Origin of the sequence: Amycolatopsis sp. NPDC059657 (assembly GCF_042734395.1) — a bacterium.
Taxonomy (GTDB): Bacteria; Actinomycetota; Actinomycetes; order Mycobacteriales; family Pseudonocardiaceae; genus Amycolatopsis.
Map to the genome: position 1 here is coordinate 88,502 of NZ_JBHWEB010000009.1, position 24,871 is coordinate 113,372.

The window sequence follows — 24,871 nt, forward strand, 5'->3', positions numbered from 1 at the left end:
CGGCGCCCCGCCGCGGGTCCTCCACCCCGTGGTGCGTCCCCGCTGCCAGACTCTTGGGTGTGTGGTCCCGCCCTCGACCCGCCGCGCCATAAACACCCACGACCCCATTTCGCCCGGCGTGGGGCGGTCGGTCAGAAGTCGGTGTAGACCATGTCGGAACAGCCGACGTGGTCCTCGCACACCTTGAACCGGGTGACCTTGCCCGCCAGGGTGGCGTTTCCGCAGCCGCCGTCCGAGCCGTTGCCGTCCCAAACCTGGGTGTGCCCCGTAGAGCCGTACCAGAACTCTCCGTACACGCCGTTGCCGTCGCGTTCGATGTCGCAGGCCTCCACCCACGTGCCCGTGGTCGAGGCGTAGTCCGAGCCGTGTTTCGCGTAAATGCGGGCGAACGCGGCGAAATCCTGGTCGACAGCGGGACTGGCGTCCGCGGCGGCGACACCGGTGACGATGAATGTCGTTGACAGCACCGCGACCCCGATCATCCCTCTCAAGCGCATGATTCGCTCCCTTTTCGGATTGTGGATCGGCTTCCCTGAAGCCCGCGGCCTGCAAGCCCGGGTACGGAGAATCCTGGGTCATGCGGCGTGATCGACTCTTGAAGAAAACCGACATCGGAAGGGAGCGGAACACTGGTCACCTCGCCGGCCACCCGTTGCCGCACCAGCGGCCCGGATCCCGTCGTGTGGTGTTCGACGAGGAACTGGGAAATGGTCCGACCCGTCATCGACATGAACTCGCGGTTGAGATGGGCTTGGTCGGAATAGCCGCACAGTGCCGCGATCTCGGCCGCCGGCGCGCGGGTGAGGAGCTTGGGCATCGCCCGTTGGAATCGCATGATCCGCGCGGCGGCCTTCGGTAGCTGGCCGATCTGCTCCGCGAAGCGGCGCTCAAGCTGCCGCTCGCTCCAGCCCACGTCGTCGGCGAGCTTCGCGATCGACACCATCCCGCCGGAGCGGGTGAGCAGCTGCCACGCGCGCACCACGTGCGGCGAACACGCTGGACCGGCAGCCCACCACCGCCCCAGCACGAAATCCAGCAGTGCGAACCGTCCGGCCCAGTCGGCGGTCGAGGCCAACGCGTCTGTCAACCGCCGCACCCTGGTGTCGAGCAGGTCCGACGCGTCGACGATACGGTTCTTCAGCTCGCGCAGAGGGGTGTCGAACAAAGTGAACGCGGCCCACGGCTCGAGCATCACCTCCATCCCGTGCAGGTGTCCGTCGTGTTCGCCCACTGTCGCGCAGGTGCGTACGCCTGCCACCAACGAGGTGAGTGAGAGCGGTGTCGGGGCAGCGCTGGAGGTGCTCGCCAAGCGAAGTTCGCGGTCGAAGTTGAGCACGACCGTCACCAGGCCGACCGGGACCTCAAGCCGCCGCCGCACCTCGTCGAGCGTGAAGTGGAACCCCCGATAACAACGCACGCCCGGCCGGAGCCGCCGTCCGGGAACCGCCTCCACCACTTCCCATTTCCCCTGCGGACAGGCATGACGCGTCATCAGACCCATATTCCCCCCTGGAATGCCGGTTGTGGTCAACCCTCACGAGCCCTTGGCCCGGTTGAAGCCGTAGACCGTTTCCTGGCGGTATATCTGGCCTGGCCGCAGAACGGTGCTGGGAAAATCGGGGCGGTTGGGGGAATCGGGAAAGTGCTGGGCTTCGAGTGCGAACCCGGCGCCGCGGGCGTATGGCCTGCCGCCGGTGCCAATGAGCGTCTCGGTGAGGAAGTTGCCCGAGTAGAACTGAACGCCGGGCTCGGTCGTCCACATGGTCAGGGTCCGGCCCGAAACCGGGTCTTCGGCCCGTGCCGCGAAGGAATCCCCGTCGAGCACCCAGTTGTGGTCGTAGCCGTGCCCGAAACGCAGCTGGGGATGGTTCGCGCCGATGCGTGCGCCGATTTCGGTGGGTTCACGGAAGTCGAACGGTGTGCTGTCGACCGGCGCCGGGTCTCCGGCCGGGATCAGCGAGGCGTCGACCGGCGAATAGCGCGAGGCGTTGATCGTCAGCCGCTGGCCGTGTGTGTCGCCGGAGCCCTCGCCTGCCAGGTTCCAGTAGGTGTGATTGGTGAGGTTGACTACGGTGGGCGCGTCGGTGGTGGCCTGATAGGTGATGCTCAACCGGTTGTGGTCGTCGAGGCGGTAGACGACTTCGGTGACCAGGGTTCCAGGGAAGCCCTGGTCACCGTCGGGACTGACGTGGGTCAGCCGGAGCGCGACACTGTCCGTGTTCCGGCTGCCGCTGGCCGACCAGACGTGCGTGTCGAACCCCGCCGTGCCACCGTGCAAGCTGTGCTCGCCGTTGTTGACGGGAAGCCGGTACGTCTTGCCGTCCAGGGTGAACGTGCCGCCGGCGATGCGGTTGGCATAGCGGCCGATGATGGCGCCGAAGAACACACGCGCCGCGCCGGGAGCGTTGTTGGCGACGTAGCCGTCGAGGCCGGGGAAGCCCAGCACCACGTTGGCCGGGTGGCCATCGCGGTTCGGCGCGTCCAGCGACTGCAGCACTCCGCCGTAGTCGAGCAGGCGGGCGGTGACGCCAGTGCCGTTAGTGAGGATGTATCGGTGCACGTCGGTGTCGCCCACCCTGCCGTAGTGCTCACGGGCAATGGCAGGAGGCTTCGTTTCGACTTGACGCGTCATGAGACCCCTCGGTTGATTGTGAGCGCTAACATTATGACAGGATTCGACGGTAGGATCAGCCGATTGCGGTGGTCAAGTTCGCCCGCGACCCTGATCAACGACATAGGTGGTCGCGGCCGGACCCGTTCGGCAGGTGCCAGTCCGTGCAACGCGGAAAGCCGAAACAATGCTGTCACGATGGATGTGCCTTTCGGGCGTTCTGTCGAGTCAACCGTTCTGAACGAGAGAGCAGGCCCGCGCGTTCATCGTTTCGCGGAGATTTCTCATGTTTTTTCGGACAGGGAAGCGGTTTCGTCTTACCTGGTGGATGGGATCGCGTCGATCCGTAAGATCAACTCGCCGGACGGTCCGGTATCGCCGAAGTGTCGAAAGAGTGTCGATGACGCAGGACAATGCCCCCGCCGGACGGTCGCGCGCAGGCGGGCTGAGTCTGCTGACCGCCGTCTGCCTGGTCACCGGGAACATCATCGGCGGCGGCGTGTTCCTGCTTCCGGCGACCGTCGCGCCTTACGGCACGGTGAGCATCGTCGCGCTGGCCGTGCTCACCGTCGGCGCGGTCGCGCTGGCGATGCTCTTCGGCAGGCTGGCCGCGCGTGCTCCGGTCACGGGTGGGCTCTACGTCTATCCCCGCAAGGCGTTCGGGGACTTCGCCGGCTTCGTTTCCGTCTGGTCCTACTGGACGATGACGTGGAGCAGCAACGCGGCGCTCGCGGTCGCGGCGGTCGGCTACGTGCAGGTGCTGGCGCCCGTGCCCGGCGGCGCGTTCGGGCAGGCGATGGTCGCGCTCGCCGTACTGTGGCTGCCCGCACTGGTCAATTTCGCGGGCTTGAAGTATGTCGCCACCGTCCAGGTCGTTTCGACCGTGCTGAAGTTCTTGCCGCTGGTGGTGGTCGCCGTGCTCGGGCTGTTCTTCGTCCGCGCCGAGAACTTCGGCCCGTTCGTCGCGCCCGGCGAAGGTGTGCTGCCCTCGCTGTCGGCCTCCGCGGCCATCCTGCTCTACTCCTATCTCGGTGTGGAGTCCGCGGCGGTCAGCGCCGGCGAGGTCCGCGATCCCGAGCGCAACGTGATCCGGGCCGGGGTGCTGGGCACGCTGGCGTCCGCTGTGGTCTACCTGCTGGGCACCGTCGCCGTGTTCGGCCTCGTGCCGCACTCGGCGCTGGTGAACTCCGAGGCCCCGTTCTCGGACGCGATGAACGCGATCTTCGGTGGTTCCGCCGGTGGCACGGTGATCGCCGTCGCCGCGGTGCTGTCCATCGCGGGCGCGTTGAACGGCTGGATCCTGATGAGCGCTCAGATGCCCTACGCCGCGGCGGTCGACGGGCTCTTCCCGCCGGTGTTCACGCGGGTGCGCCGGAACGTGCCGTGGGTCGGGGTGCTGATCGGCGTCGTCTTGGCGTCGCTGGTGATCTTGCTGAACTACTCGGGCGGTACCGGCGAGGTTTTCCGGGTGCTGGTGCTGATCACGAGTTTCACCGCAGCCGTCCCGTATCTGCTTTCCGCCGCCGCCCAGCTTTACTGGCTCGCGCGCGGTGAGCGTGGCCGGGTGCGGACTCCGCGGCTGGTGCTGGACCTGATCGTCGCGGCGGTTTCGTTCGCGGTGTCGCTGTGGTTGATCGCCGGTGCCGGATACGCCGCGGTCTATCAAGGAACCCTGTTCCTCTTCGCGGGTCTGCTGGTGTATGTCTGGCTGGCCGCGCGCAAGGCGAGGCAAGCGAACTCGGAATCCGAGGACTGAGTGGGTCCGTCACTGACCCACGTGACCAGCTCGGTCAGGCCTGTCAGCGGCAGGGACCCGGGTCTCATCGTCGCCTCCTCGACTTGCGAGCAGAGCCATGCTGAGAGCGCTCTCAACGAAGGTAGCGGGAGGTTCCGGACTTGACAAGCATCATCGCCAGGTCAGACCTGGAATCGCTCCCAGTGACCCCGACGACTGGCGCTGCTCTCCGCACTCGCCATCGCTCTGTCCACAATGGCAGGTGTGGCACTCGGAACGCCCCAGCTTCGGCACCCGTGCTGCGCGAACTCGGCGTGGCGGCGACTGCTGTGCAGGGAACGCGGACTCGCGTGCGGGAGTAGCGGACACGCGTGCACAGCGCGCAATTTGATCTTGCTTGTCGGCGTGCCCTTTAGTCGATCCGGCAGCGCCTAGTGGAGCCATCGGCAACGTTCGGCTGAATCACACAGTACGAGTCCTGCCAGGCGCTGCCGGCTTCGTGGCGAATATGTAGTGTCTGTCCGGCCTTCCACCACCAGCCGTCGGAAGTGGTGCACCTCTGGGAGAATGCGTACCGGTACCAAGTGACGGTCTGGTTGTCCTGATTCCTGCCAATGACGTCGAACGACTGCGTTCGGTCCGGGTGGTTGTTGCAGATCTCCAACCGGACTGACGGTGCCGCGGCCTGAGCAACGCCGGGCGCCACCAGACCCACCAGCAACCCAGACGCCAACGCTACGCCTGCCGTCGCACGCTTCAAGAAAGCCACCTATGTCTCCAAGTGTCGAAATGCATGGACGCGGTTGCCAAGCCGGCACCGCCACGCGAGAGCGTGGGCTGAAGACCTCCCGTGGAGCAAGACCTTCGACCGATTTCTCGCAGCGGACAGAAGAGATTTCGTGTTCTGTGGAGCGAGGGGAGGCTGGGCACGCCCAGCCTCGAACATCGCCGTCACGGTCGGTCGAGACTGGTTCTGGCTGGACGTCGCGCCGCCCGGCTTCGGTTCCGAGTGCTCCGCCATGTGCCGCAGCTCTATTCGAAAATTTCGGAATGTCCAGTTTCTGCCTCTGCTCGGGCGATCTTTCCGAGAGACGCGAGTGGCGAAGGCTAAAGTGGACAGTGGAGATGTCCGCGCTTTTCGGAAATATGTTGGCGTGCTGCGGGAATTTGGGATACTTCATATTGCGTTAATATGCAGTCGGCCCGGAATTGGGTTTCGTCCAGTGGGATTTGGCAGCCCTGGTGGTACCCAATGAAGGATTTGAATGCGCGCAGCAGCTGAGCGTCCCTACACGCTGGTTTGTCGAGTGTGTGGTGGCCGCTATGAAGACGATGGGCTGGTGCTGTCCTGCCAGGCTTCCCATGCGGATGCGTTGCTGGCGACGGAGTACCCGGCTCGCGTCAGGGTGGACGAGCACGTGATGGGCGGCCTGTTCCAATACCGGAACTGGCTTCCAGTCAGGCGGGTTGTGGCCGGTGCCGGCGCACCCGTGGTGTTGCCGGGCGGAGCGCTGGGAACCCGGCTCGGGCTGACCGATCTCTGGATTTCGTTCAGCGGGTACTGGCCGGAGATCGGGGCGAACCTGCGCACCGGGACCTTTAAGGAACTCGAGGCCTACACCGTGCTCGGCAGGTTGCCAGATCAGCCGCCGGTGCTGGTGGTCGCCTCCGCAGGCAACACGGCGGCGGCGTTCGCGATGGCGTGCGGGCAGAACGGTGTCAGGTGCGTGCTCGTAGTGCCCGGAAGTGCGCTGGACAAGCTGCGGCTGCCCATGGAGTGGGCCGAGTGCGTGAGTCTGGTGGTGCTGGACGGCGGGTGTTACCGGGACGCCATCGAGTTCGCCAGTGCGCTGGCCGCCCTGCCCGGGTTCCACGCCGAAGGCGGCTTCCGCAACGTGGCCAGGCGCGATGGCCTCGGCACCGTCATGCTCGCCGCGTACGACGCGATGGGCGGCCTGCCCGACTACTACTTCCAGGCGGTCGGCAGTGGCGCTGGGGCGATCGGCGCGTACGAGAACGCGCTGCGCCTGGGCAAGCACGAGGACGCGGGGCCGCCACCGCGGATCGTCATGTGCCAGAACCTGCCCTATGCCCCGATCCACCGGGCGTGGACCGGGCTGAGGTCGTCGGGTGCCGACCGTGACCTGATCGCACCCGAGCTGGCCAACGCGACTCCGCCGTACGCGATCGCGGGCGGCGTGCGCGAGTGCTTGACCGCCAGCGGCGGCGACGTGCTGGCGGCGGGCAACGCCGAGACACTCGACGCGATGCGGCTGTTCGAAGCGACCTTGGGTATCGACATCGAACCGTCGGCAGGGGTGGCGCTGGCGGCACTGCGCACGGCGGCCGACTCCGGCATGGTCCCCGGCGACGCCAAGATCCTGCTCAACGTCACCGGCGGTGGCCGGGCTCGCAGCGCGCGGGACCTCACGCTCGTGCCCGCCGAGCGCATGGTCCGGCTCCCGGTGCCGCGACGACGCGAGTTCCCCGGCACCGATGAGGTCCAGCGTGTGCTCACGGCAATGGAACGGGGAGCCGAGCATGCCGTCGCGCGCTGAGCCGCTCTCCGCCGCCCAGTACGCGATGTGGTTCGGCCACGCCGCCGATCGGAGCGGCATCACGTACACGGTCGGCGAAAGCACGGAGATACACGGCCCGGTGGATCCCGCCGTGTTCGAGGACGCGCTGCGCCGGGTGGTCGCGGCGACCGAGGTACTCGGCGTGCGGCTGGTGCGGTCCGGGGCGGAAGTGACGCAGGTGCCGGGTGCCGCGCCTGACTGGGCACTGCACCGAGCCGACTTCAGCACGGAGCCGGATCCCGCCGCGGCGGCCCGGGCCTGGATGGCGGCCGACTTCGCGCGGCCCGTCGATCTGGATCGCGGTCCGCTCTTCGGCTATGCGTTGCTGCGCTTGGCTTCTGACCACTATCTCTGGTGTCAGCGCTACCACCACGTCCTCATCGACGGCTACAGCTGCGCGCTGGTGGCCGCGCGGGTGGCCGAGACGTATACGGCGCTGATGGCGGGCGACGAGCCAGCGCCGCTGCCCGGTGACTTCGCCCGGATGGTCGAGGCGGACGCCGAGTACCGAGGATCCGGGCACTATTTCGACGATCGCGCCTACTGGACGCGCCGGATGGCGGGCCGTCCGGCGCTTGCCGGGCGCAGGGCGAAACCAGGTGCGTTCCATCGCGAGGGTGACGACCTGCGGCCCGAGATCGCGTCCCGGCTGCACGCGCTGGCCGCGGCTTCGGGTACCCGATGGTCTCGGGTGGCACTCGCGGCGATGGCAGCGCACCTGCATCACACGACCGGGGCGACCGACGTCGTGCTCGGCCTGGCGGTGACCACCCGCGTCGGACCGCTCGCCCGGCAGACGCCGGGAATGGCGTCCACCGTGCTGCCGCTGCGGCTGCGAGTGGACCCGGAGACGACGGTCGGGGAACTCGTCGCCCAGACCGCAGCCGCGACGGCCGAGTTGCTGGCGCACCAGCGCTATCGCGGCGAGGAACTGGCCAGGGAACTGGGTGACGGCCGTCGCTACTTCGGTCCGGTCGTCAACATCATGGGCTTCCGGGCAGGGCTCGGTTTCGCCGGCGTCCCGACGACGACGCGCAACCTGTCGACCGGTCCGATCGAGGACCTGGCGCTCAACCTGTACGACCGCGCCGACGGCCACTCGATCAGGCTGGAGTTCGACGGCAATGCCGCGCTCCACACGCCGGGTGAGCTCGCGGCCCGGCGCCGGGAGTTCGTTACCCTGCTGGAAAATCTCGACGAGGACATGCCGGTCGGGCAGTTGAACCGGAAAGCCGCGATACCCGAAGCCCCGATCCGGCGGGAGCGGGATGCGACCGTGCCCGAGCTGTTCTCGGCGCAGGTCACGCGCGGGCCCGGCGCACCGGCGGTGGTCTGTGGGGCCGAGGTCATCACCTACGGCGAGCTGGAGCACCGGGCCGCCGGGCTGGCCGCCGTGCTGGGCAGGGAGAACATCGTAGCCGTGCTGCTGCGCAGATCAGCCGCGCTGCCGGTGGCGCTGCTGGCCGTGCTCAAGACGGGAGCCTGCTATGTGCCGCTGGAGTCGGACGCACCCGCGGCGCGCCTGAGCCGGATCCTTGCCGACACCGCCGCGACCGTTCTGCTGACCGAATCCGGGTTGACCGAGATGGCGAGGTCGGTGTTCGCCGGTGCGATCGTCACGGTCGACGAACGCGCCGAGCCTGGTGAAGACCCGGCGATCGACCCGGACCAGCTGGCCTACGTCATGCACACCTCCGGCTCGACCGGGACGCCCAAGGGTGTCGCGATCCGGCACCGGGACATCACCACACTGGCCGGGCACCAAGGTTTCGCGGCGCCCCAACGGGTTTTGTCGCACTCGCCGCACGCCTTCGACGCCTCCACGTACGAGTTGTGGGTCCCGTTGCTGACCGGCGGGACCGTGGTCGTGGCGCCGCGCGCGGACCTGGACGGCCGGGCGGTGGCCGAACTGGTCGCAGCGCACGAGCTGACTTCGCTGTGGCTCACGGCGGGCCTGTTCGCCGCGATCGCGCAGGACGCGCCGGGCTGCTTCCGAGGGCTGCGCGAGCTGTGGACCGGCGGCGATGTCGTGCAGGCGGCCGCTGTGCGCCGGGTGCTGCTGGCATGCCCGGACCTGACCGTGGTCAACGGCTACGGACCGACCGAGACCACCACGTTCGCGGCAAGCCACCCGATGTCCGATCCGGACGAGGTGCCGGACCCGGTGCCCTTGGGACGGCCGCTGGACGGGGTGGCGCCGCGGGTGCTGGACTCCGCACTGCGGCCTGTGCCGCCTGGTCACCGCGGTGAGCTCTACCTCGCGGGAGCGGGGTTGGCCCGTGGCTACTTCGGCCGGGCGGCGCTGACCGCCCAGCGGTTCGTCGCTGATCCGTGGGGAGCGCCGGGTGCCCGGATGTACCGCACCGGCGACCTCGCCAGGCTCGGCACCGACGGGATCCTGTGGTTCCACGGCCGGGCCGACGACCAGGTGAAGATCCGCGGCTTCCGGGTCGAGCCCGCCGAGGTCGAAGCCGCGTTGCCCGGCAGTGTCGTGGTGGCCCGCGAGGACGTGCCGGGTGAACGCCGGCTGGTGGCCTACGCCCGGCCCGCCGACGCCGGGGCACTGCGGACGCTGGCCCACGCGGAGCTGCCGAGCCATCTGATTCCATCGGCCTTCGTCGAGATCGAGGACTTTCCGTTGACACCCAACGGAAAGATCGACCGTGCGGCCTTGCCTGCCCCGGAGATCGCGTGCGCCGGCGGCCGGGCACCGGAGACTGCCGCCGAGAAGCTGCTGTGTGAGCTGTTCGTGGAGCTGCTCGGTGTCGCCGAGCTCGGGACCGACGCCGACTTCTTCGCGCTCGGCGGGCATTCCTTGCTCGCGTTACGACTGGTCAACCGTATTCGGACGACTACAGGCACCGACCTGCCGGTCCGGGCGGTCTTCGATTCCCCGACTCCGGCAGCCCTCGCGAGCCTGATCGAGCACACTGCGCCGAGCCCGGCCCAGCCGCCCCGGCCGCGCCCGGACGAGGTGCCACTTTCGCCTGCCCAGCGCCGGTTGTGGTTTCTGCACCGGTTGGCGGGCCCGAGCGCGGCCTACAACATCCCGCTGGTGCTGACCTTGTCCGGCCCGCTGGATCTCGACGCGCTCGGTGCCGCGCTCGACGATGTCGCCGAACGCCACGAAATCCTGCGCACGGTCTACCCCGACCGCGACGGCGAGCCGTTCCAGCGAGTACTCGACCTGGCCGTCCAGGTGACCGAAGTGTCCACTATGGAGGAATTGACCGCCGCGGGCTCGTACGCGTTCGACATCACCGCCGAGCTTCCGATACGTGCGACGGTGGTACGTGCCGGACCGGATGAGCACGTGCTGCTGGTGCTCATCCAGCACATCGCCGCCGACGGCTGGTCAATCGGTCCACTGTGGAGTGACCTGTCGACGGCCTATCGAGCCCGCCTGACCGGCAGCGCGCCACAGTGGACGCCGCTGCCGATCCAGTACGCCGACTACGCGCTGTCGCGCAGGGAACCATCCGATGCCGCGCTGGAGTTCTGGCGCGAGACGCTGGCCGGGGCTCCTGAGCAGCTGAACCTCCCCGCCGACCGGCCGTCCGGTGCGGACGGGAGTGGTGGCTTGGTGCCGATCCGGCTGACCGCCGACATCCGGGCGCTCGCCGCCGAGTGCGGCGTGACCCCGTTCATGGCCGTGCACGCCGCGCTCGCGGCCTTGCTGACCAGGCTCGGCGCGGGCACGGACATCCCGATCGGCACCCCGGTCGCCGGGCGGGCCGACGCGGCGTTCGACGAGCTGATCGGCCTGTTCGTCAACACGGTGGTCCTGCGCACCGACACCTCTGGCGACCCCGGCTTCCGCACGCTGCTCAGCCGTGTCCGCGAGACCGACCTGGCAGCCTTCGATCACCAGGACGTGCCGTTCGACGCGGTCGTGGACGCCGTCAATCCCGGCCGGTCGCTCACCGGCACACCGCTGTTCCAGGTGCTGCTCGCGTTCCTGAGCGAGGAGCCACCCGTTCCGGACCTGCCGGGTGTGCGGGCGCGGGCGTCCCGTATCGAGACCGGGCAGGCCAAGTTCGCGCTGTCGCTGAGCTTGGTCGACGGCGTCGACGGGGTCGAAGGGATGCTGGAGTACGACGCGGGCTTGTTCGACCGTGGCACCGCCGAAGCCTTCGGCAGGCGGTTGGACCGGCTGCTGGCAGCGGCGGCCGAAGACCCCGACCGCGCGGTGAGCACGATCGACCTGCTCACCGCGCGCGAACGGGCGCAAGTGCTGGTGGAGTGGAACGACACGCGCCATGACGTGCCGTCGCTGACGTGGTCCGGCCTCGTCGAGCGGCAGGACCAGGACGCGGTCGCCGTCACCGACGCGCACACGACGTTGACCTATCGCGAACTGCTGGCCAGGGCCGACAAGCTGGCGTCGCGCCTGATCGCGCGCGGTGCCGGGCCCGGGATGTTCGTGGCGTTCGCGCTGCCGAAGTCCGTGGACCTCGCGGTGGCGGTGCTCGGGATCCACAAGGCGGGTGCGGCCTACCTGCCGGTCGACCCGGAGTACCCGGCCGACCGGATCGCGTTCATGCTGGCCGACGCGGAACCGGTGTGCGTGGTGACCACCGGCGGGATCCGGCTGCCCGCGACGGTGCCGTCGATCCTGATCGGAGACGGCGAAGGCACGCCGGTGTCGGTGCCGGTTTCGCAGCGGGACGCCGCGTACCTGATCTACACGTCCGGGACGACCGGCCGCCCCAAGGGCGTTGTCGTCGAACACGGCAACCTGACCAACTACGTGGTTCGCGCTGTGGCGGCGTACCCGAGCCTGCGAGGACGCACGCTGCTGCACGCCTCCATGTCGTTCGACGCCGCGGTGACGACCCTGCACGGCGCGCTGGCCGCAGGCGGGTCCGTGCACATCGGAGAGTTCGGCGGAGGTGGGTACGCGTTCCTCAAGATCACGCCCAGCCATTTGCCGCTGCTGGCCGAAACTCCGGAAACGCAACCGGCCGAGGAGTTGATGCTCGGCGGCGAACTGCTGCTCGGCGCGGGGGTACGGGACTGGCGCCAGGCACATCCGGATGCGACGTTGATCCATCATTACGGGCCTACCGAAGCCACCGTCGGCTGCGCCGACCTGAGCTTCGGGCCTCGCGAGGTGGTCCCGGACGGGCCCGTGCCCATTGGCCGTCCACTGTGGAACACCCGCGCCTACGTGCTGGACACGGCACTCAACCCGGTGCCGCCCGGTGTGGTCGGCGAGCTGTACATCGCGGGCGCCCAGGTGGCGCGCGGGTACTGGCGGCGCCCCGACAGCACGGCCACTCGGTTCGTCGCGGATCCCTTCGGGCCCGGCCGGATGTACCGGACCGGCGATCGCGCACGCTGGTCGGCCGGTGGCCTGCTGGAGTTCCACGGCCGGGCCGATGACCAGGTCAAGATCCGCGGCTTCCGGATCGAACCGGGGGAGATCCAGTCGGTATTGACCAAGCAGCCGGGGGTCGCGGCGGCGGTCGTGGTGGTCGTGGAGAAGCGGCAGCTTGTCGGATATGTGGTCGCCCAGCGCACAGCCACGCTGGATCCGGCCGATCTGCGCGCGCGTCTGGCAGCGTCGCTCGCCGCGCACATGGTGCCTGCCGCGATCGTCGTGCTCGACACGCTTCCCTTGACCGTCAACGGGAAACTGGACCTGGCCGCACTACCCGCCCCGGAGTTCGAGACAGCGGGCCGGGAGCCACGGACCGCGGCGGAGAAGCTGCTGGGCACCCTGTTCGCCGAGGTGCTCGAAGTGCCTTCGGTGAGCGCCACCGACGGCTTCTTCGCGCTCGGCGGGGACAGCATCCAGTCGATGCGGCTGGTGAGCAGGGCGAGAGCCGCGGGTCTGCGGATCACGCCACGGGACGTGTTCGAGCATCAGACGGTGGCCGCGTTGGCGGCCGTGGCCACCCACTCGGCGCCCACCCGTCCCGGTACTGGCGATGGCATCGGCCCGGTGCCGCTCACGCCGGCGATGCTGCGGGCGCTGGAACGCGGTGTGCCGCTGGACTCCTTCAGCCAGTCCATGGTGCTGCCGATGCCCGCCGGACGCGATCTCGCCGTTGTGCTGCAACGGATCATCGACCATCATGACGCGCTGCGGATGCGTGTCACGGCCGACGGACCGATGATCCCGCCGCCTGGTTCGGTGGACGCCTCGACCCTGATCGAAGAGGCGAGCGGGTCGCTGGAGGAACATCGGCAACGCGCGGAGCGGGCGTTACGCCCGGATCGTGGCGAGATGGTGCGCGCTGTGTCCTTTTCGGACGGCCGGATTCTGCTGGTGATACACCACTTCGCGGTGGATGGCGTGTCCTGGGGAATCCTGCGTGAGGACTTCGAAGACGCGGGCGCCGACCGGCCGTTGCGCCCGGTGGGCACCTCGTTCAGGGCTTGGGCGCGATCGCTGCGTGCCGAGGTGACGAACCGGCGAGGCGAGCTGAAGCTGTGGCGAAGCGAAGCCGAAACCCCGCTGGGCGCAAGGAAACTGGCCGGGGATTCCATCGGGGGCATGCACCACCGGCACGTTCAGGCCGCGGCGCCGCGGACGGACGTGACCGAGGTACTGCTCGCCGCGCTCGTGCTCGCCTTCGACCGGCCGCTGCTGGTGGACATCGAACGGCACGGCCGGGTCGACATCGGCGGGGCCGACCTGAGCCGGACCGTCGGCTGGTTCACCGCCGTGCACCCGCTTCGCCTCGACAGCGGGTCGGTCGAGCAGGTGCGGGACGGGCTGCGGTCGCTGCCGGACGACGGGATCGGCTACGGGCTGCTGCGCTATCTCGAACCGGATGCCTGGCCCGGCGGGCTCGCCGTGCCCGAGATCGGGTTCAACTACCTGGGCAAGCTCAGCGAACTGCCTGCCGCGGGCGGCGACCCGCGGACCCCCGCCACCCATGGGCTCGAGATCACCGCCGCGATCGTCGACGGCGTGGTACGGGCGACCTGGTCGTGGGTGCCAGGTGTGTTCGACGGCGAGCGGATCGCGGAGCTGGCCGAGTTGTGGTGCGCGCGGGTGGAGTCACCCGCGCTGGATGTTTCGCAGGCCGAGCTCGACGAGTGGGCTGCCGAGTTCGGAGAGGTCGGCTAGAGATGGACGTACTACCGCTGTCACCACTGCAGGAGGGCTTGCTCTTCCACGCCGTGGCCGACGGTCCAGCCGACGACGTCTACACCGCCCAGCTGGTCATCGATCTCACCGGGCCACTGGACGTCCCGGCGCTGCTGGCCGCCGCGCAGGCCTTGCTGGACAGCCAGCCCGGCCTTCGCGCGGGTTACCGGCAGCGGGCGGGCGGCAGCCCCGTTCAGCTCGTTCCCGCCCGGATTTCGTTGCCGTGGCGTGAGATCCACCTCGAGGGTGAACCGGGACGGCTCGACCGGGTGCTCGAAGAGGAACGGCGGCGGCCGTTCGACCCGGCGAAGCCGCCGCTGCTGCGGATGACGCTGATCGTGCTCGGGCCGCGGCGGCACAAGCTGGTCGTCACCAATCACCACATCCTGCTCGACGGCTGGTCGAAGCAGCTGCTGGTACGGCAGCTTCGCGGGCTGTACGCGGGCAAAACGCCGCCGAGGGCAGCCTCGCCCCGCGACTATCTAGCCTGGCTCGCGCGCCAGGACCGCGCGGCCTCCGTGCGCGCCTGGCGTGCGGCACTCGACGGCGTGTCGGCACCGACCTCGCTCGCGCCCGCCGGGCCGCCGTCACGTCCCGAGGAGACGTTCGGAGCGCTGTCCGAGCAGGCCACCGCCGCGCTGGAATCGGTGGCGCGGCAGCAAGGGGTGACACTGGGAACCGTCGTGCAGGCGGCTTGGGGGCTGCTCATCGGGCGGCTGACCGGGAGCCGGGACGTGGTGTTCGGGCAGGCGGTGGCGATCCGGCCGCCGGAGCTGCCCGGCGCCGAGGACATGATCGGATTTTGTCTCAACACGGTGCCGGTCCGGATCCGCTGGTCGACGCTGGATACTGTCGCCGACCTGTTCGCCAAGGTGCGCCTCGAGCAGGCGGCGCTGTGGGAACACCGCTATCTCGGGCTCGCCGACATCCATCGAGCCGCCGGCCTGCCCGCGTTGTTCGACACGTTGCTGGCCTTCGAAAACCATCCGGCCGCGACCGGCGAGGCAGGCGAGCTGCGGGTCGAAGTGGCAGGCGGGCACGATGCCACCCACTACCCGTACACGCTGGCCGTGTTGCCCGGCCGGGAACTCGCACTGCGGCTGTCGTCGCGGCCTGGTCTGCCCGCACGGGAAATCCTCGACCGGCTGGCGGTCGTGCTCGAGTCCATCGGAGGCGATCCAGGCCAGTCCGCCGCGCGGATCGCGATGCTGCTGCCCGGTGAGCGTGCGCGGCTGATCACCGTCGCCACGCCCGGTCACCCCGTGACCGTGCCGGAGCGGTTCGCCGCACAGGTTCGCCGAGGACCGGACGTGCTCGCGGTGGTGGACGGGGAAACCGGGCTCACCTACGCCGAACTCGACGCGCGAGCCGAGGAGCTGGCGCGGGAGCTGGCCGAGCGTGGCGCCGGGCCAGAGCGCGTCGTCGCCGTTTCACTGCGGCGCTCACTGGAACTGGTGGTGGCACTGGTCGCGGTGGCCAAATCGGGCGCTGCCGCAGTGCCACTGGACCCGGATCATCCGGCCGCGCGGATCGACGCCATGCTGGCCGACGCGCGGCCGTCGCTGCTGATCGACGAGAACGGGATCACCGAGCTCGCGAGCACGCCCCGCGGGAAACAGGCACTGCGGCCGGAGCATCCCGTCTACATCATGTACACCTCCGGGTCGACCGGGCGGCCCAAGGGCGTCATGACCCGGCACCGTGACGTGACCGCGCTGGCGGCTGACCCCGCGTTTTGCTCACATGACCGGGTTTTGCTGCATTCGCCGTCGACTTTCGACGCGTCGACCTACGAACTGTGGGTGCCGTTGCTGACCGGCGGACGGGTCGTCGTCGCGCCGGCAGGGCGGCTGGAACCGGCCGCGCTGGCCGGCCTGATCCGGCGGCACGGGCTCACCGCGCTGTGGCTGACCGCCGGGCTGTTCCGGGTCGTCGCCGAAGAGGATCCGGCCTGCCTGTACGGCCTGGACGAGGTGTGGACCGGCGGGGACGTCGTCTCCGTGGCAGCGGTGAAGCAGGTGCTGGCAGCCTGCCCCGGCTTGACCGTGGTCAACGGCTACGGACCCACCGAGACCACGACTTTCGCGCTGTGCAAGGCCGTGACGGATCGGGCCGCCACCTCGGCGCCGATCGGGCGGCCGCTCGACGGCATGGCGGCCTACCTGCTCGACGCCGGGCTCCAGCCGGTGCCGCCTGGCGTGGTCGGTGAGCTGTACCTCGCGGGTGCGGGCGTGGCTCGCGGTTACCTCGGGCAGGCGGCGGCGACCTCGGAACGGTTCGTGGCCGATCCGTTCGGCGAGCCGGGTACCCGGATGTACCGCACCGGCGACCTCGCGATGCTGCGTCCTGACGGGAACCTGGAGTTCGCCGGACGGGCCGACGACCAGGTGAAGGTGCGCGGCTACCGGGTCGAGCCCGGGGAGGTGGAAGCGGCACTGGCGGCCTGCCCAGGCGTCAGCGGGGTCGTGGTGGCACTGGTCGAGGACAGACTGATCGCGTACGTGACGGCCGAGTGTTTCGACGAGGCCGGGCTGCTGGCCGAGGCCAAGCGGGTCTTGCCGGAGCACCTGGTTCCCGCCGCGTTCGTGCGGCTGGACACGGTGCCGCTCAGTGCCAACGGCAAGATCGACCGCGCGGCACTGCCGAGGCCGGAGTTCCGTGCGGAGCTGAAGGCGCCGGGCACCCCACAGGAGGAAATCCTTTGTGGACTGTTCGCCGAGGTGCTCGGGCTGCCGGCGGTCGGGGTGGCCGACGGGTTCTTCGCGCTCGGCGGTGATTCCCTGCTCGCGATGCGTCTGGTGGCGCGGATCCGCGCGCTCTTCGACGTCGAACTGCCGGTCCGCGCGGTGTTCGCGCAGCCGACCGTCGCCGGGCTGGTTACCGGGCTACGCGGGGCAGGCACTGCCCGGCCGCCGGTGAGAGCTGCCGCCAGACCGGCCGAGGTGCCGCTTTCCTTTGCCCAGCAACGGCTGTGGTTCCTCAATCGGTTCGGCGCCGCCAACGCGGCTTACACCGTCCCGATCGCGCTCCGGCTGACCGGCCCGCTGGAGCAGACCGCACTCGAAGCCGCGTTGACCGACGTGACGGTTCGCCACGAGATACTGCGTACCCGCTATCCCGAGACTTCCGGCGTCGCACACCAGCAGGTACTGGACGCGGAGTTCGCCCTCACGGTGGTTGCCGCTGGAGCGGAGTTGCCCTCGTTGCTGGCCACCGCTGCCACCGCACCGTTCGACCTCGCCGAGGACCGGCCGCTGCGGGCGACACTGTACCGGCTGTCCGAGCGCGAGCATGTGCTGCTGTTGGTGATCCACCACATCGCGGCGGACGGCTGGTCACTGCGTCCGCTGCTGGCTGACCTACGCACCGCCTATACCGCACGGCTGGCCGGAGCAGGCCCGAACTGGCGTCCGCTGCCGGTGCAGTACGCCGATTTCACGCTGTGGCAAAGAAATCTGCTCGCCGACGTGATCGACACCCAGACCGCGTTCTGGCGTGAAGCCCTGTCGGGGGCACCGGAAGAGCTGACGCTGCCTGTTGACCGGGCCAGGCCTGCCGAACCCAGTGGCCGCGGCGGCCGGGTGGCCATGACCATCGGGCTCGGGCTGCGCGGCGCGCTCGCGAAGCTGGCCGCCGAGTCCCGCACCACGCTGTTCATGGTGCTGCAGGCCGCGGTGGCCACGGTGCTGACCCGTCTGGGCGCCGGTTCCGACATCGTCATGGGCACGCCGATCGCCGGGCGCGGTGACGCGGCGCTGGACGAGCTGGTCGGCTTCTTCGTCAACAACCTCGTGCTGCGCACGGACACCTCGGACACCTCGGGCGACCCGGATTTCCGCGAGCTGCTGGCTCGGGTGCGCGAGACCGACCTGGCCGCCTACGAACACTCCGACGTCCCCTTCGAGCACCTGGTGGAGGTGCTCAACCCGGAGCGCTCGGCGGCGCGGCACCCGCTGTTCCAGGTGATGCTCGCGGTGCAGAACGTCGCCGAGCCGGAGCTCGGCCTGCCGGGACTGACCGTGACTCGTGAACCCGTCGAGGCGGCGCAGGCGAAATTCGACCTTTCGCTGCTGTTCGCCGAGAGCTCCGGCCGGGTGGACGGGGTGCTGGAGTACAACGCGGACCTGTTCGACCACGCCACCGTCGAACTGCTCGCGGCCCGGCTGCTGCTGGTGCTCGAAGCCGTCGCCGCGAATCCCGGCCGTCCGATCTCCTCGATCGAGCTGATCACCGAGCCCGAACGGCGACTTCTCGAAGCGAGCAACGACACCGCTCGTTCCTTGCCCGTCACCACGATCCCCGAGATGGTCGGCTGGCAGGCCGAGACCAGGCCGGACGCCATCGCCGTGCGGTCCGAGTACGGCGAACTGAGTTATCGCGCACTGGATCGGCAAGCCAACCGGCTCGCGCACGCGCTGCTCGGCCGGGGCGCGGGGCCGGAGCGGGTGGTCGCGGTGGTGCTGCCGCGCTCGGCCGCCCGCGTGGTCGCCGCGCTGGCCGTGCTCAAGACCGGCGCGGCGTTCCTGCCGGTGGATCCGTCACTGCCTGCCGGGCGGATCGAGTTGATGCTCGCCGACGTCTCGCCGGTCTGCGTGCTGAGGTCCGAAGAGGACCTGCGCGCGCCGGGTTTTCCCGTGACCCCGCCGGAGGTACGCACTGCATCGGATTCCGTCGCCTATCTGATCCACACCTCGGGGTCCACCGGGATGCCCAAGGCCGTCGCCACGACGCACACCGGGATCGCGAGCCTGGCCGTCACGATGGTCGAGCGGTTCGAGCTGACCACGGAATCGCGCGTGCTCCAGTACTCCGCGCCGGGTTTCGACGCCTCGGTGATGGAACTGCTGATGGCCTTCGCGCCCGGTGGCACGCTGGTCATCCCGCCGGAAGGCACGCTGCTGGGCGACGAACTCGGGCACATGCTCACGGGCCAGGCCGTCACACACGCGCTGATCCCGCCGAGCGCGCTGGCGACACTGCCCGCCGGTGAGTTCCCGGACCTCGCGACCCTGCTCGTCGGGGCCGAAACCTGTTCCGCCGCGCTGGTCGAGCGCTGGGCTCCCGGACGGAAGATGTTCAACGCATACGGCCCGACCGAATCAACCGTCTGCGCCACGATCAGCGGTCCGCTGATCCCGTCACCGACCGCGCCGCCGATCGGGCTTCCCGTTGCCAACACCCGATTCCGTGTACTCGACGCCGCGCTGCGGCCGGTGCCGCCCGGCGTGGTCGGCGAGTTGTACCTCGCGGGCGCCGGAGTGGCGCGTGGGTACGTGAACCGCGCCGCGCAGACGGCCTCGCACTTCGTCGCGGACCCCGCGGGCCGGCCCGGCGCGCGGATGTACCGCACCGGCGACCTGGTGCGCGTCCGCGCCGACGGGCAGCTGGAGTACCGCGGTCGCCGCGACCATCAGGTCAAGCTGCGCGGGTTCCGTATCGAGCTCGGTGAGATCGAGGCGGCACTGCGCCGCCAGCACTCGGTCGGCCAGGCAGTGGTGACGGTGCACGAAGACCGGCAGCTGGTGGCTCACGTCGTCGGCGAGGCCGACCTGGACCGCCTGCGTGACGAGCTACCTGGCTACATGATCCCGTCAGCGGTGGTGAAGCTGCTCGCGCTGCCCCTCACGCCGAGCGGCAAGATCGACCGCGCCGCGTTGCCATCGCCTGTCCGGGAGACAGCACAGCGGGAGCCGCGGACCGCGGCCGAAGAACTGTTGTGCGGCTTGTTCGCGGAGCTGCTCGGGCACCCGGATGTCGGCGTGGACGACGGGTTCTTCCATCTCGGCGGTGACAGCATCAGCGCCATCCGGCTGGTCGCACGTGCCAGGGAAGCGGGCCTGGAGACCACGCCACGCGCGGTGTTCGAGCACCAGAGTGCCGCCAGGCTGGCGGCCGCGGCGTCGACGACGCGCGCGACTGTCACCGGCGAGGCGATCGGGCCGCTTCCGCTGACGCCGGTCATGCGCTGGCTGGCCGAACGCGGTGGTTCGTTCGACCGGCTCAGCCAGTCGGTGCTGCTGCGGGTGCCCGCCGACGCGGGTTTCGACAGCCTGGCCGCTGTGCTCGGCACGGTCATCGACCACCACGACATGCTGCGGTCCCGGTTCGAAGGCGACGCACTGCGCGTGCTGCCCAAGGGTTCTGTCACCGAGGTGTTGTCGCGAAGGGAATGCGAGGATCTCGCGTCCGCCGTCGCGGAGGAGAGCGAGAAGGCAAGGGCCGGGCTGGATCCGGCAGCCGGGGTGATGATCCGAGCGGTGTGGTTCGATCCAGGGCCGGGTAAGCCTGGCCACCTTTTGCTGACCCTGCATCACCTGGTGGTCGACGGGGTGTCGTGGCGCATCCTCGCCGAGGACCTGGCTCGTGTCTGGGAGGGCCTGCCGCTGCCGCCGGTCGGCACCTCGTTCCGGCACTGGGCCATGCTGCTCACCGAGCACGCCCGCGATCGGGCTGTCACCGGCGATCCGGCCTCGTGGCACCGGATCGCCACCGCTGCCGAGATTGCGCTGGGCAGGCGACCGCTGGATCCCGCGGCCGACACCGCCGGATCGTCGCGCACGGTCCGCTCGACCCTGCCGCCGGAGCGGACGCGGCCGCTGCTGACGATCGTGCCTGCCGTGGGAACCGCGACCCTGACCGATGTGCTGCTGACGGCGTTGGTCCGCGCGTTCGGCCGTGACGAGCTGCTGGTGGACCTCGAGACGCACGGCCGCGAGGAGTTCTCACCGGAGATCGACCTTTCGCGGACCGTCGGCTGGTTCACCGCACTGCACCCGGTCCGGCTGCGCCGCGATGGCGAGCACGTCAAACCTGCGAACGGCTTCGGGTATGGCCTATCGCGGCATCTCGACCCTGATGTCGGTCCGGTGCTGGCGAAACTGCCCGCTCCGCAGGTCGCGTTCAACTACCTGGGCCGGTTCGCCACGCCCGACGGCGGTGCCTGGACGTTCGCGCCCGAGTCCTCGGAGACCGGTAGCGGGGTCGACCCGCGGCTGCCGTCGGCGCACGCGATCGACCTCACGGTCACTGTCCGGGACACCGAGGCGGGCCCGGCCATGGACGCGAGCTGGACTTGGCCGTCGGACCTGCTGCCCGAAGCGGAGGTCCGCGAACTGGCACGCAGGTGGTTCCACGAGCTCGGCGCTCTCGTCGACGCCGCACTGGACGACCTGGACGATTGGGAGAACGAGTGAGCACCTCCGCCGAAATCCTGGCACTGACCCCGGTGCAGGAAGGCATGTTCTTCTACAGCACCTTCGATGCCTTCGATGACGGAGCCGTCGACGTCTACCTCGTGCAGGTCGCCATCGACCTGGCCGGGCCCGTCGATCCCGCGCGTCTGCGTGCGGCGGGTGAGGCGTTGCTGGCCAGGCACGCGAACCTGCGCGCCGGCTTCCGGCAGCGCCGCGACGGCCGTCCGGTTCAGGTGTGCGCCCCGGACGTCACGCTGCCGTGGTCCGAAATGGACACCTCCGAGGCCGAGTGGGGGCGAGCGCTCGACATCGACCGGTTCGACTGTTTCGACCTGGCCAAGCCGCCGCTGGTCCGGATGCTGCTCGCCAGGCTCGGGCCGGGGCGATACCGGTTGCTGCTGACCCACCACCACATTCTGCTCGACGGCTGGTCGATGCCGATCCTGGTCCGGGAACTGTTCGAGCTGTACGCCGGGACGCCGCTGCCGCCGGTGCGGCCATACCGCGACTTCGTGTCCTGGCTCGACCGCCGCGACACACTGGCCGCCGATGCGGCGTGGCGCGCGGCGCTCGACGGCGCGCGGCCGACGTTGCTCGCGCCGCCGGGCAACGTGCCGGAACTGCCGGAGCAGGTACGGGCCGAGCTGTCCGCCGAGGTCGGCGCGCGGCTGAACACCCGGGTCCGCGAGCTCGGGATTTCGCTCAACACGGCGGTGCAGACGGCATGGGCGGCCGTGCTCACCCGGCTCACCGGACACGACGACGTCGTGTTCGGGCAGACCGTCGCGGGCAGGCCGGCGGACCTTCCAGGCGCGGAGTCGATGGTGGGGCTGTTCATCAACACCGTCCCGGTCCGGGTACAGGCGCGCCAGGACGAGGCAGTGGGCGTGGTGGCCCAGCGGGTGCACCGTGATACGGCCGTGCTGCTGGACCACCAGCACCTCGGCCTCACCGGCAGCAAGCGCGGCGAGTTGTTCGACACCTTGCTGGTGTTCGAAAACCAGTCGGCCGAAATTCCGGGCGACGACAGCGTGCCGGTCCGGATCACCGGTATCTCCGGGCGGGACGCCACGAACTACCCGGTGCAACTCGTCGCGGTCCCCGGCCCGAAGCCGCGGTTCCGGCTGGCGTATCGGCCCAGTGTCTTCACCACGGACTGGGCTGACCGCGTGCTCGCCGCGCTCGTGCGGGTGCTCACCGCGTTCGCTGAGAATCCCAGCGTTCGGCTGGGCCAGGTCGACGTGTTCGGCTGGCCAGAGGAGCAGCCAGGGCCACTGGCGTCGGCCAGCCTGGTGCGGGCGTTCGAAGAGCAGGTGGAAAAGACGCCGGATGACGTCGCGGTCGTCTGCGGAGCCGTCTCGAAGACCTACCGGCAGCTCGACGTCTCCGCGAACAGGCTGGCTCGCCTGCTGATCGAGGCAGGTGCCGGACCTGGGAAAATCGTGGGCATCTCGTTGCCGCGCACGGCCGAGCTCGTGGTGGCCCTGTTCGCGGTGCTCAAGTCCGGGGCGGCGTACCTGCCCCTCGATCCAGGCTATCCGGCCGCACGCCTGGCCTTTCTCGTCGACGACGCCGGTCCGGCCGTGATTCTGTCCACAACGGACAGTCGTGCCGCGTTGCCTGCGCACGTCCCGGTGCTGATCATGGGGGCGCAGGCCAGGCAATCGGGCGAGCCGGTCGGGCACGATCCCGGACCATCCGAAGCCGCGTACGTCAGCTACACCTCCGGCTCGACCGGACGGCCGAAGGGCGTTGTGGTCACCCACGCGAGCGTGGTCACCCTGTGCCGATGGGCGGCGGCCGAGTTCGGCGTCATGAGGGTCGGCTTTTCGACGTCGCTGAACTTCGACGTGTCGGTCTTCGAAGTGTTCGCCCCGTTGCTCTCCGGTGGCTGTGTGGAAGTGGTTCCTGGGCCGTTGAGCCTGCCGGATCGGCCGGAGCTGGAGCTTGTCAGCGGGGTCCCGTCGGTGCTGGCCGCGCTGCTCGCCGACCGAGGACTGCCCGCGCGCACGTCCACGGTCGCCTTCTGCGGTGAGGCGTTGCCGTCGAAGGTGCTCAATGACGTTTTCAAGGCCGCGCCCGGCGCCCGCGTCGCCAATATCTACGGCCCGACGGAGGCCACCGTCTATGCCACGGCCTGGTTCACCGAAACGGAAACCGAGACCGCGCCGCCGATCGGGCGGCCGATCGCCGGTGGAGCCGTGCGGGTGCTGGATCGCGCGTTGCACCCGGTGCCGCCGGGAGTGACCGGCGAACTGTACCTGGCCGGTCCGGGGCTGGCCCGCGGCTACCTCGGCAGGCCGGCGCTGAGCGCGGGCCGGTTCGTCGCGGACCCGTGCGGCCTGCCCGGTTCGCGCATGTACCGCACCGGCGATCTCGTGCGCCGCGACGCCGACGGGCTGTTGTACTTCGAAGGCCGGGTCGACGACCAGGTCAAGATCCGCGGCTTCCGGATCGAGCTCGGGGAGGTGGAGGCGGCGATCCTTGCCAGCCCCGGGGTGACGCAGGCGGCCGTCACCGTGCACGACAACACCCGGCTCATCGCTTACGTCGTCGGCAGCACGACCGACCTCGCCGGGTGGCTGAGTGAACGCCTGCCCGAGCACCTCGTTCCCGCCGCGTTCCTTACCGTGGACGCGCTTCCGCTGACCGCCAACGGCAAACTCGACCGTCAAGCACTGCCCGCGGCCAAGCTTGCCGCCTGCCCGTCGCCCCGTCGTGCGTTCCGGCCGCGGCAGCGGCTGCTGGCCGAACTGTTCGCCGAAGTGCTCGGCGTCGCCGGGGTCGGCCTCGACGACGACTTCTTCGATCTCGGCGGGCATTCGCTGCTCGCGACCAGGCTGGCCGGGCGGGTGCGCACCGTGCTCGGCGCGGACATGTCGATCAGGAAGCTGTTCGAGGCGCCCACCGTGGCCCGCCTGGCCGACGTGCTCGACGCCGGGGACAGCGCCGGGGACTCCTTCGACGTGGTGCTGCCGTTGCGTGCGCGCGGCAAGCGGGAACCGTTGTTCTGCTTGCCGCCGCTGTCCGGCCTGAGCTGGCGTTACGCCGGTCTCCTGCGGCAGCTGGGGCCGGACCGTCCGGTCTATGGCCTGCAGTCGAAGGGACTGCGCGGTGAAGACGGGCTGCCTGGCTCTTTCGACGAGCTGGTGGCCGGGTTCGTCGACGCCATCCGCGGTGTGCGCCCGCACGGGCCGTACTACTTGCTCGGCTACTCCTTCGGCGCGCCGGTCGCGCACGCCGCGGCGACCGCGCTGCAGGACGCGGGCGAAGAGGTTCCACTGCTGACGTTGCTGGACCCGCCGCTGAGCGTCCCCCGCGAACTCACCCTCGCCGAGATGCGGGCCCTGCTGACCGGTCTCTATCCCGGAATGCTCGAGCAGCTCGGCGAGTCGGCGCTCGAGGCCGTTACCCGGGTGGCCGCCACGAATGCCAGGCTGGCAACCGAGTTCGCGCCGGGAACCTACCGCGGCCGTCTGCTCTTCTTCGGCGGGGAGCAGCGCGACGCGGGCGCCTGGGCGTCCACAGTAGACGGTGAACTACGCGGTGAGCGGCTGCCGTTCGACCATGTGGCGATGGCGAGCCCCCAGGCGCTCGCGCAGGTCGGCTCGATCCTCGCCACCGAATTCCGCACCATGACAAGGAGTTGAG

At 69.7% G+C, this 24,871-nt stretch carries 8 protein-coding genes; 5 read left to right on the forward strand and 3 right to left on the reverse strand.

What is annotated here, in order from left to right:
• Positions 1 to 131 precede the first annotated feature (131 nt).
• Genes ACFV15_RS07565 through ACFV15_RS07575 form a run of 3 tightly spaced genes read right to left on the reverse strand, consistent with a single transcriptional unit; the run spans position 132 to position 2,632 of the window.
• Entirely contained in the window at positions 132 to 497 is a 366-nt protein-coding gene (locus ACFV15_RS07565) for a hypothetical protein (RefSeq protein ID WP_378349372.1), read from the reverse strand.
• Positions 488 to 1,531, reverse strand: a complete 1,044-nt coding sequence (locus ACFV15_RS07570; protein WP_378349373.1) for a helix-turn-helix domain-containing protein — start codon at positions 1,529 to 1,531, stop codon at positions 488 to 490. Before ACFV15_RS07570 ends, ACFV15_RS07565 begins: the two co-directional genes overlap by 10 nt.
• A gap of 3 nt (positions 1,532 to 1,534) precedes the next feature.
• A complete protein-coding gene (locus tag ACFV15_RS07575; RefSeq protein WP_378349374.1) occupies positions 1,535 to 2,632 on the reverse strand; it encodes an aldose epimerase family protein in 1,098 nt (365 codons plus the stop codon).
• A gap of 379 nt (positions 2,633 to 3,011) precedes the next feature.
• Here ACFV15_RS07575 and ACFV15_RS07580 point away from each other — a divergent pair, with 379 nt between their 5' ends.
• The 5 genes from ACFV15_RS07580 (at position 3,012) to ACFV15_RS07600 (ending at position 24,870) form a co-directional block, all read left to right on the forward strand.
• Complete coding sequence (locus tag ACFV15_RS07580) at positions 3,012 to 4,367, forward strand: amino acid permease (protein ID WP_378349375.1); 1,356 nt, start codon at positions 3,012 to 3,014, stop codon at positions 4,365 to 4,367.
• A 1,244-nt stretch (positions 4,368 to 5,611) separates the two neighbouring features.
• Entirely contained in the window at positions 5,612 to 6,904 is a 1,293-nt protein-coding gene (locus ACFV15_RS07585) for a cysteate synthase (protein WP_378349376.1), read from the forward strand.
• Positions 6,888 to 14,006 (forward strand): amino acid adenylation domain-containing protein, encoded by a 7,119-nt coding sequence (locus ACFV15_RS07590; RefSeq protein WP_378349377.1) that lies wholly within the window; start codon positions 6,888 to 6,890, stop codon positions 14,004 to 14,006. The genes ACFV15_RS07585 and ACFV15_RS07590 overlap by 17 nt, the downstream gene beginning before the upstream one ends.
• Before the next feature lie 2 nt (positions 14,007 to 14,008).
• A complete protein-coding gene (locus ACFV15_RS07595) occupies positions 14,009 to 21,220 on the forward strand; it encodes an amino acid adenylation domain-containing protein (RefSeq protein ID WP_378349378.1) in 7,212 nt (2,403 codons plus the stop codon).
• Positions 21,217 to 24,870, forward strand: a complete 3,654-nt coding sequence (locus ACFV15_RS07600) for an amino acid adenylation domain-containing protein (protein WP_378349379.1) — start codon at positions 21,217 to 21,219, stop codon at positions 24,868 to 24,870. The genes ACFV15_RS07595 and ACFV15_RS07600 overlap by 4 nt, the downstream gene beginning before the upstream one ends.
• The last annotated feature ends 1 nt before the right edge of the window (position 24,871 follow it).

Coding starts and splice junctions, on each gene's coding strand:
- ACFV15_RS07595 (WP_378349378.1), top strand. CDS start 14,009: ATGGACGTACTACCGCTGTCACCACTGCAGGAGGGCTTGCTCTTCCAC.
- ACFV15_RS07565 (WP_378349372.1), bottom strand. CDS start 497: ATGCGCTTGAGAGGGATGATCGGGGTCGCGGTGCTGTCAACGACATTC.
- ACFV15_RS07580 (WP_378349375.1), top strand. CDS start 3,012: ATGACGCAGGACAATGCCCCCGCCGGACGGTCGCGCGCAGGCGGGCTG.
- ACFV15_RS07590 (WP_378349377.1), top strand. CDS start 6,888: ATGCCGTCGCGCGCTGAGCCGCTCTCCGCCGCCCAGTACGCGATGTGG.
- ACFV15_RS07585 (WP_378349376.1), top strand. CDS start 5,612: ATGCGCGCAGCAGCTGAGCGTCCCTACACGCTGGTTTGTCGAGTGTGT.
- ACFV15_RS07575 (WP_378349374.1), bottom strand. CDS start 2,632: ATGACGCGTCAAGTCGAAACGAAGCCTCCTGCCATTGCCCGTGAGCAC.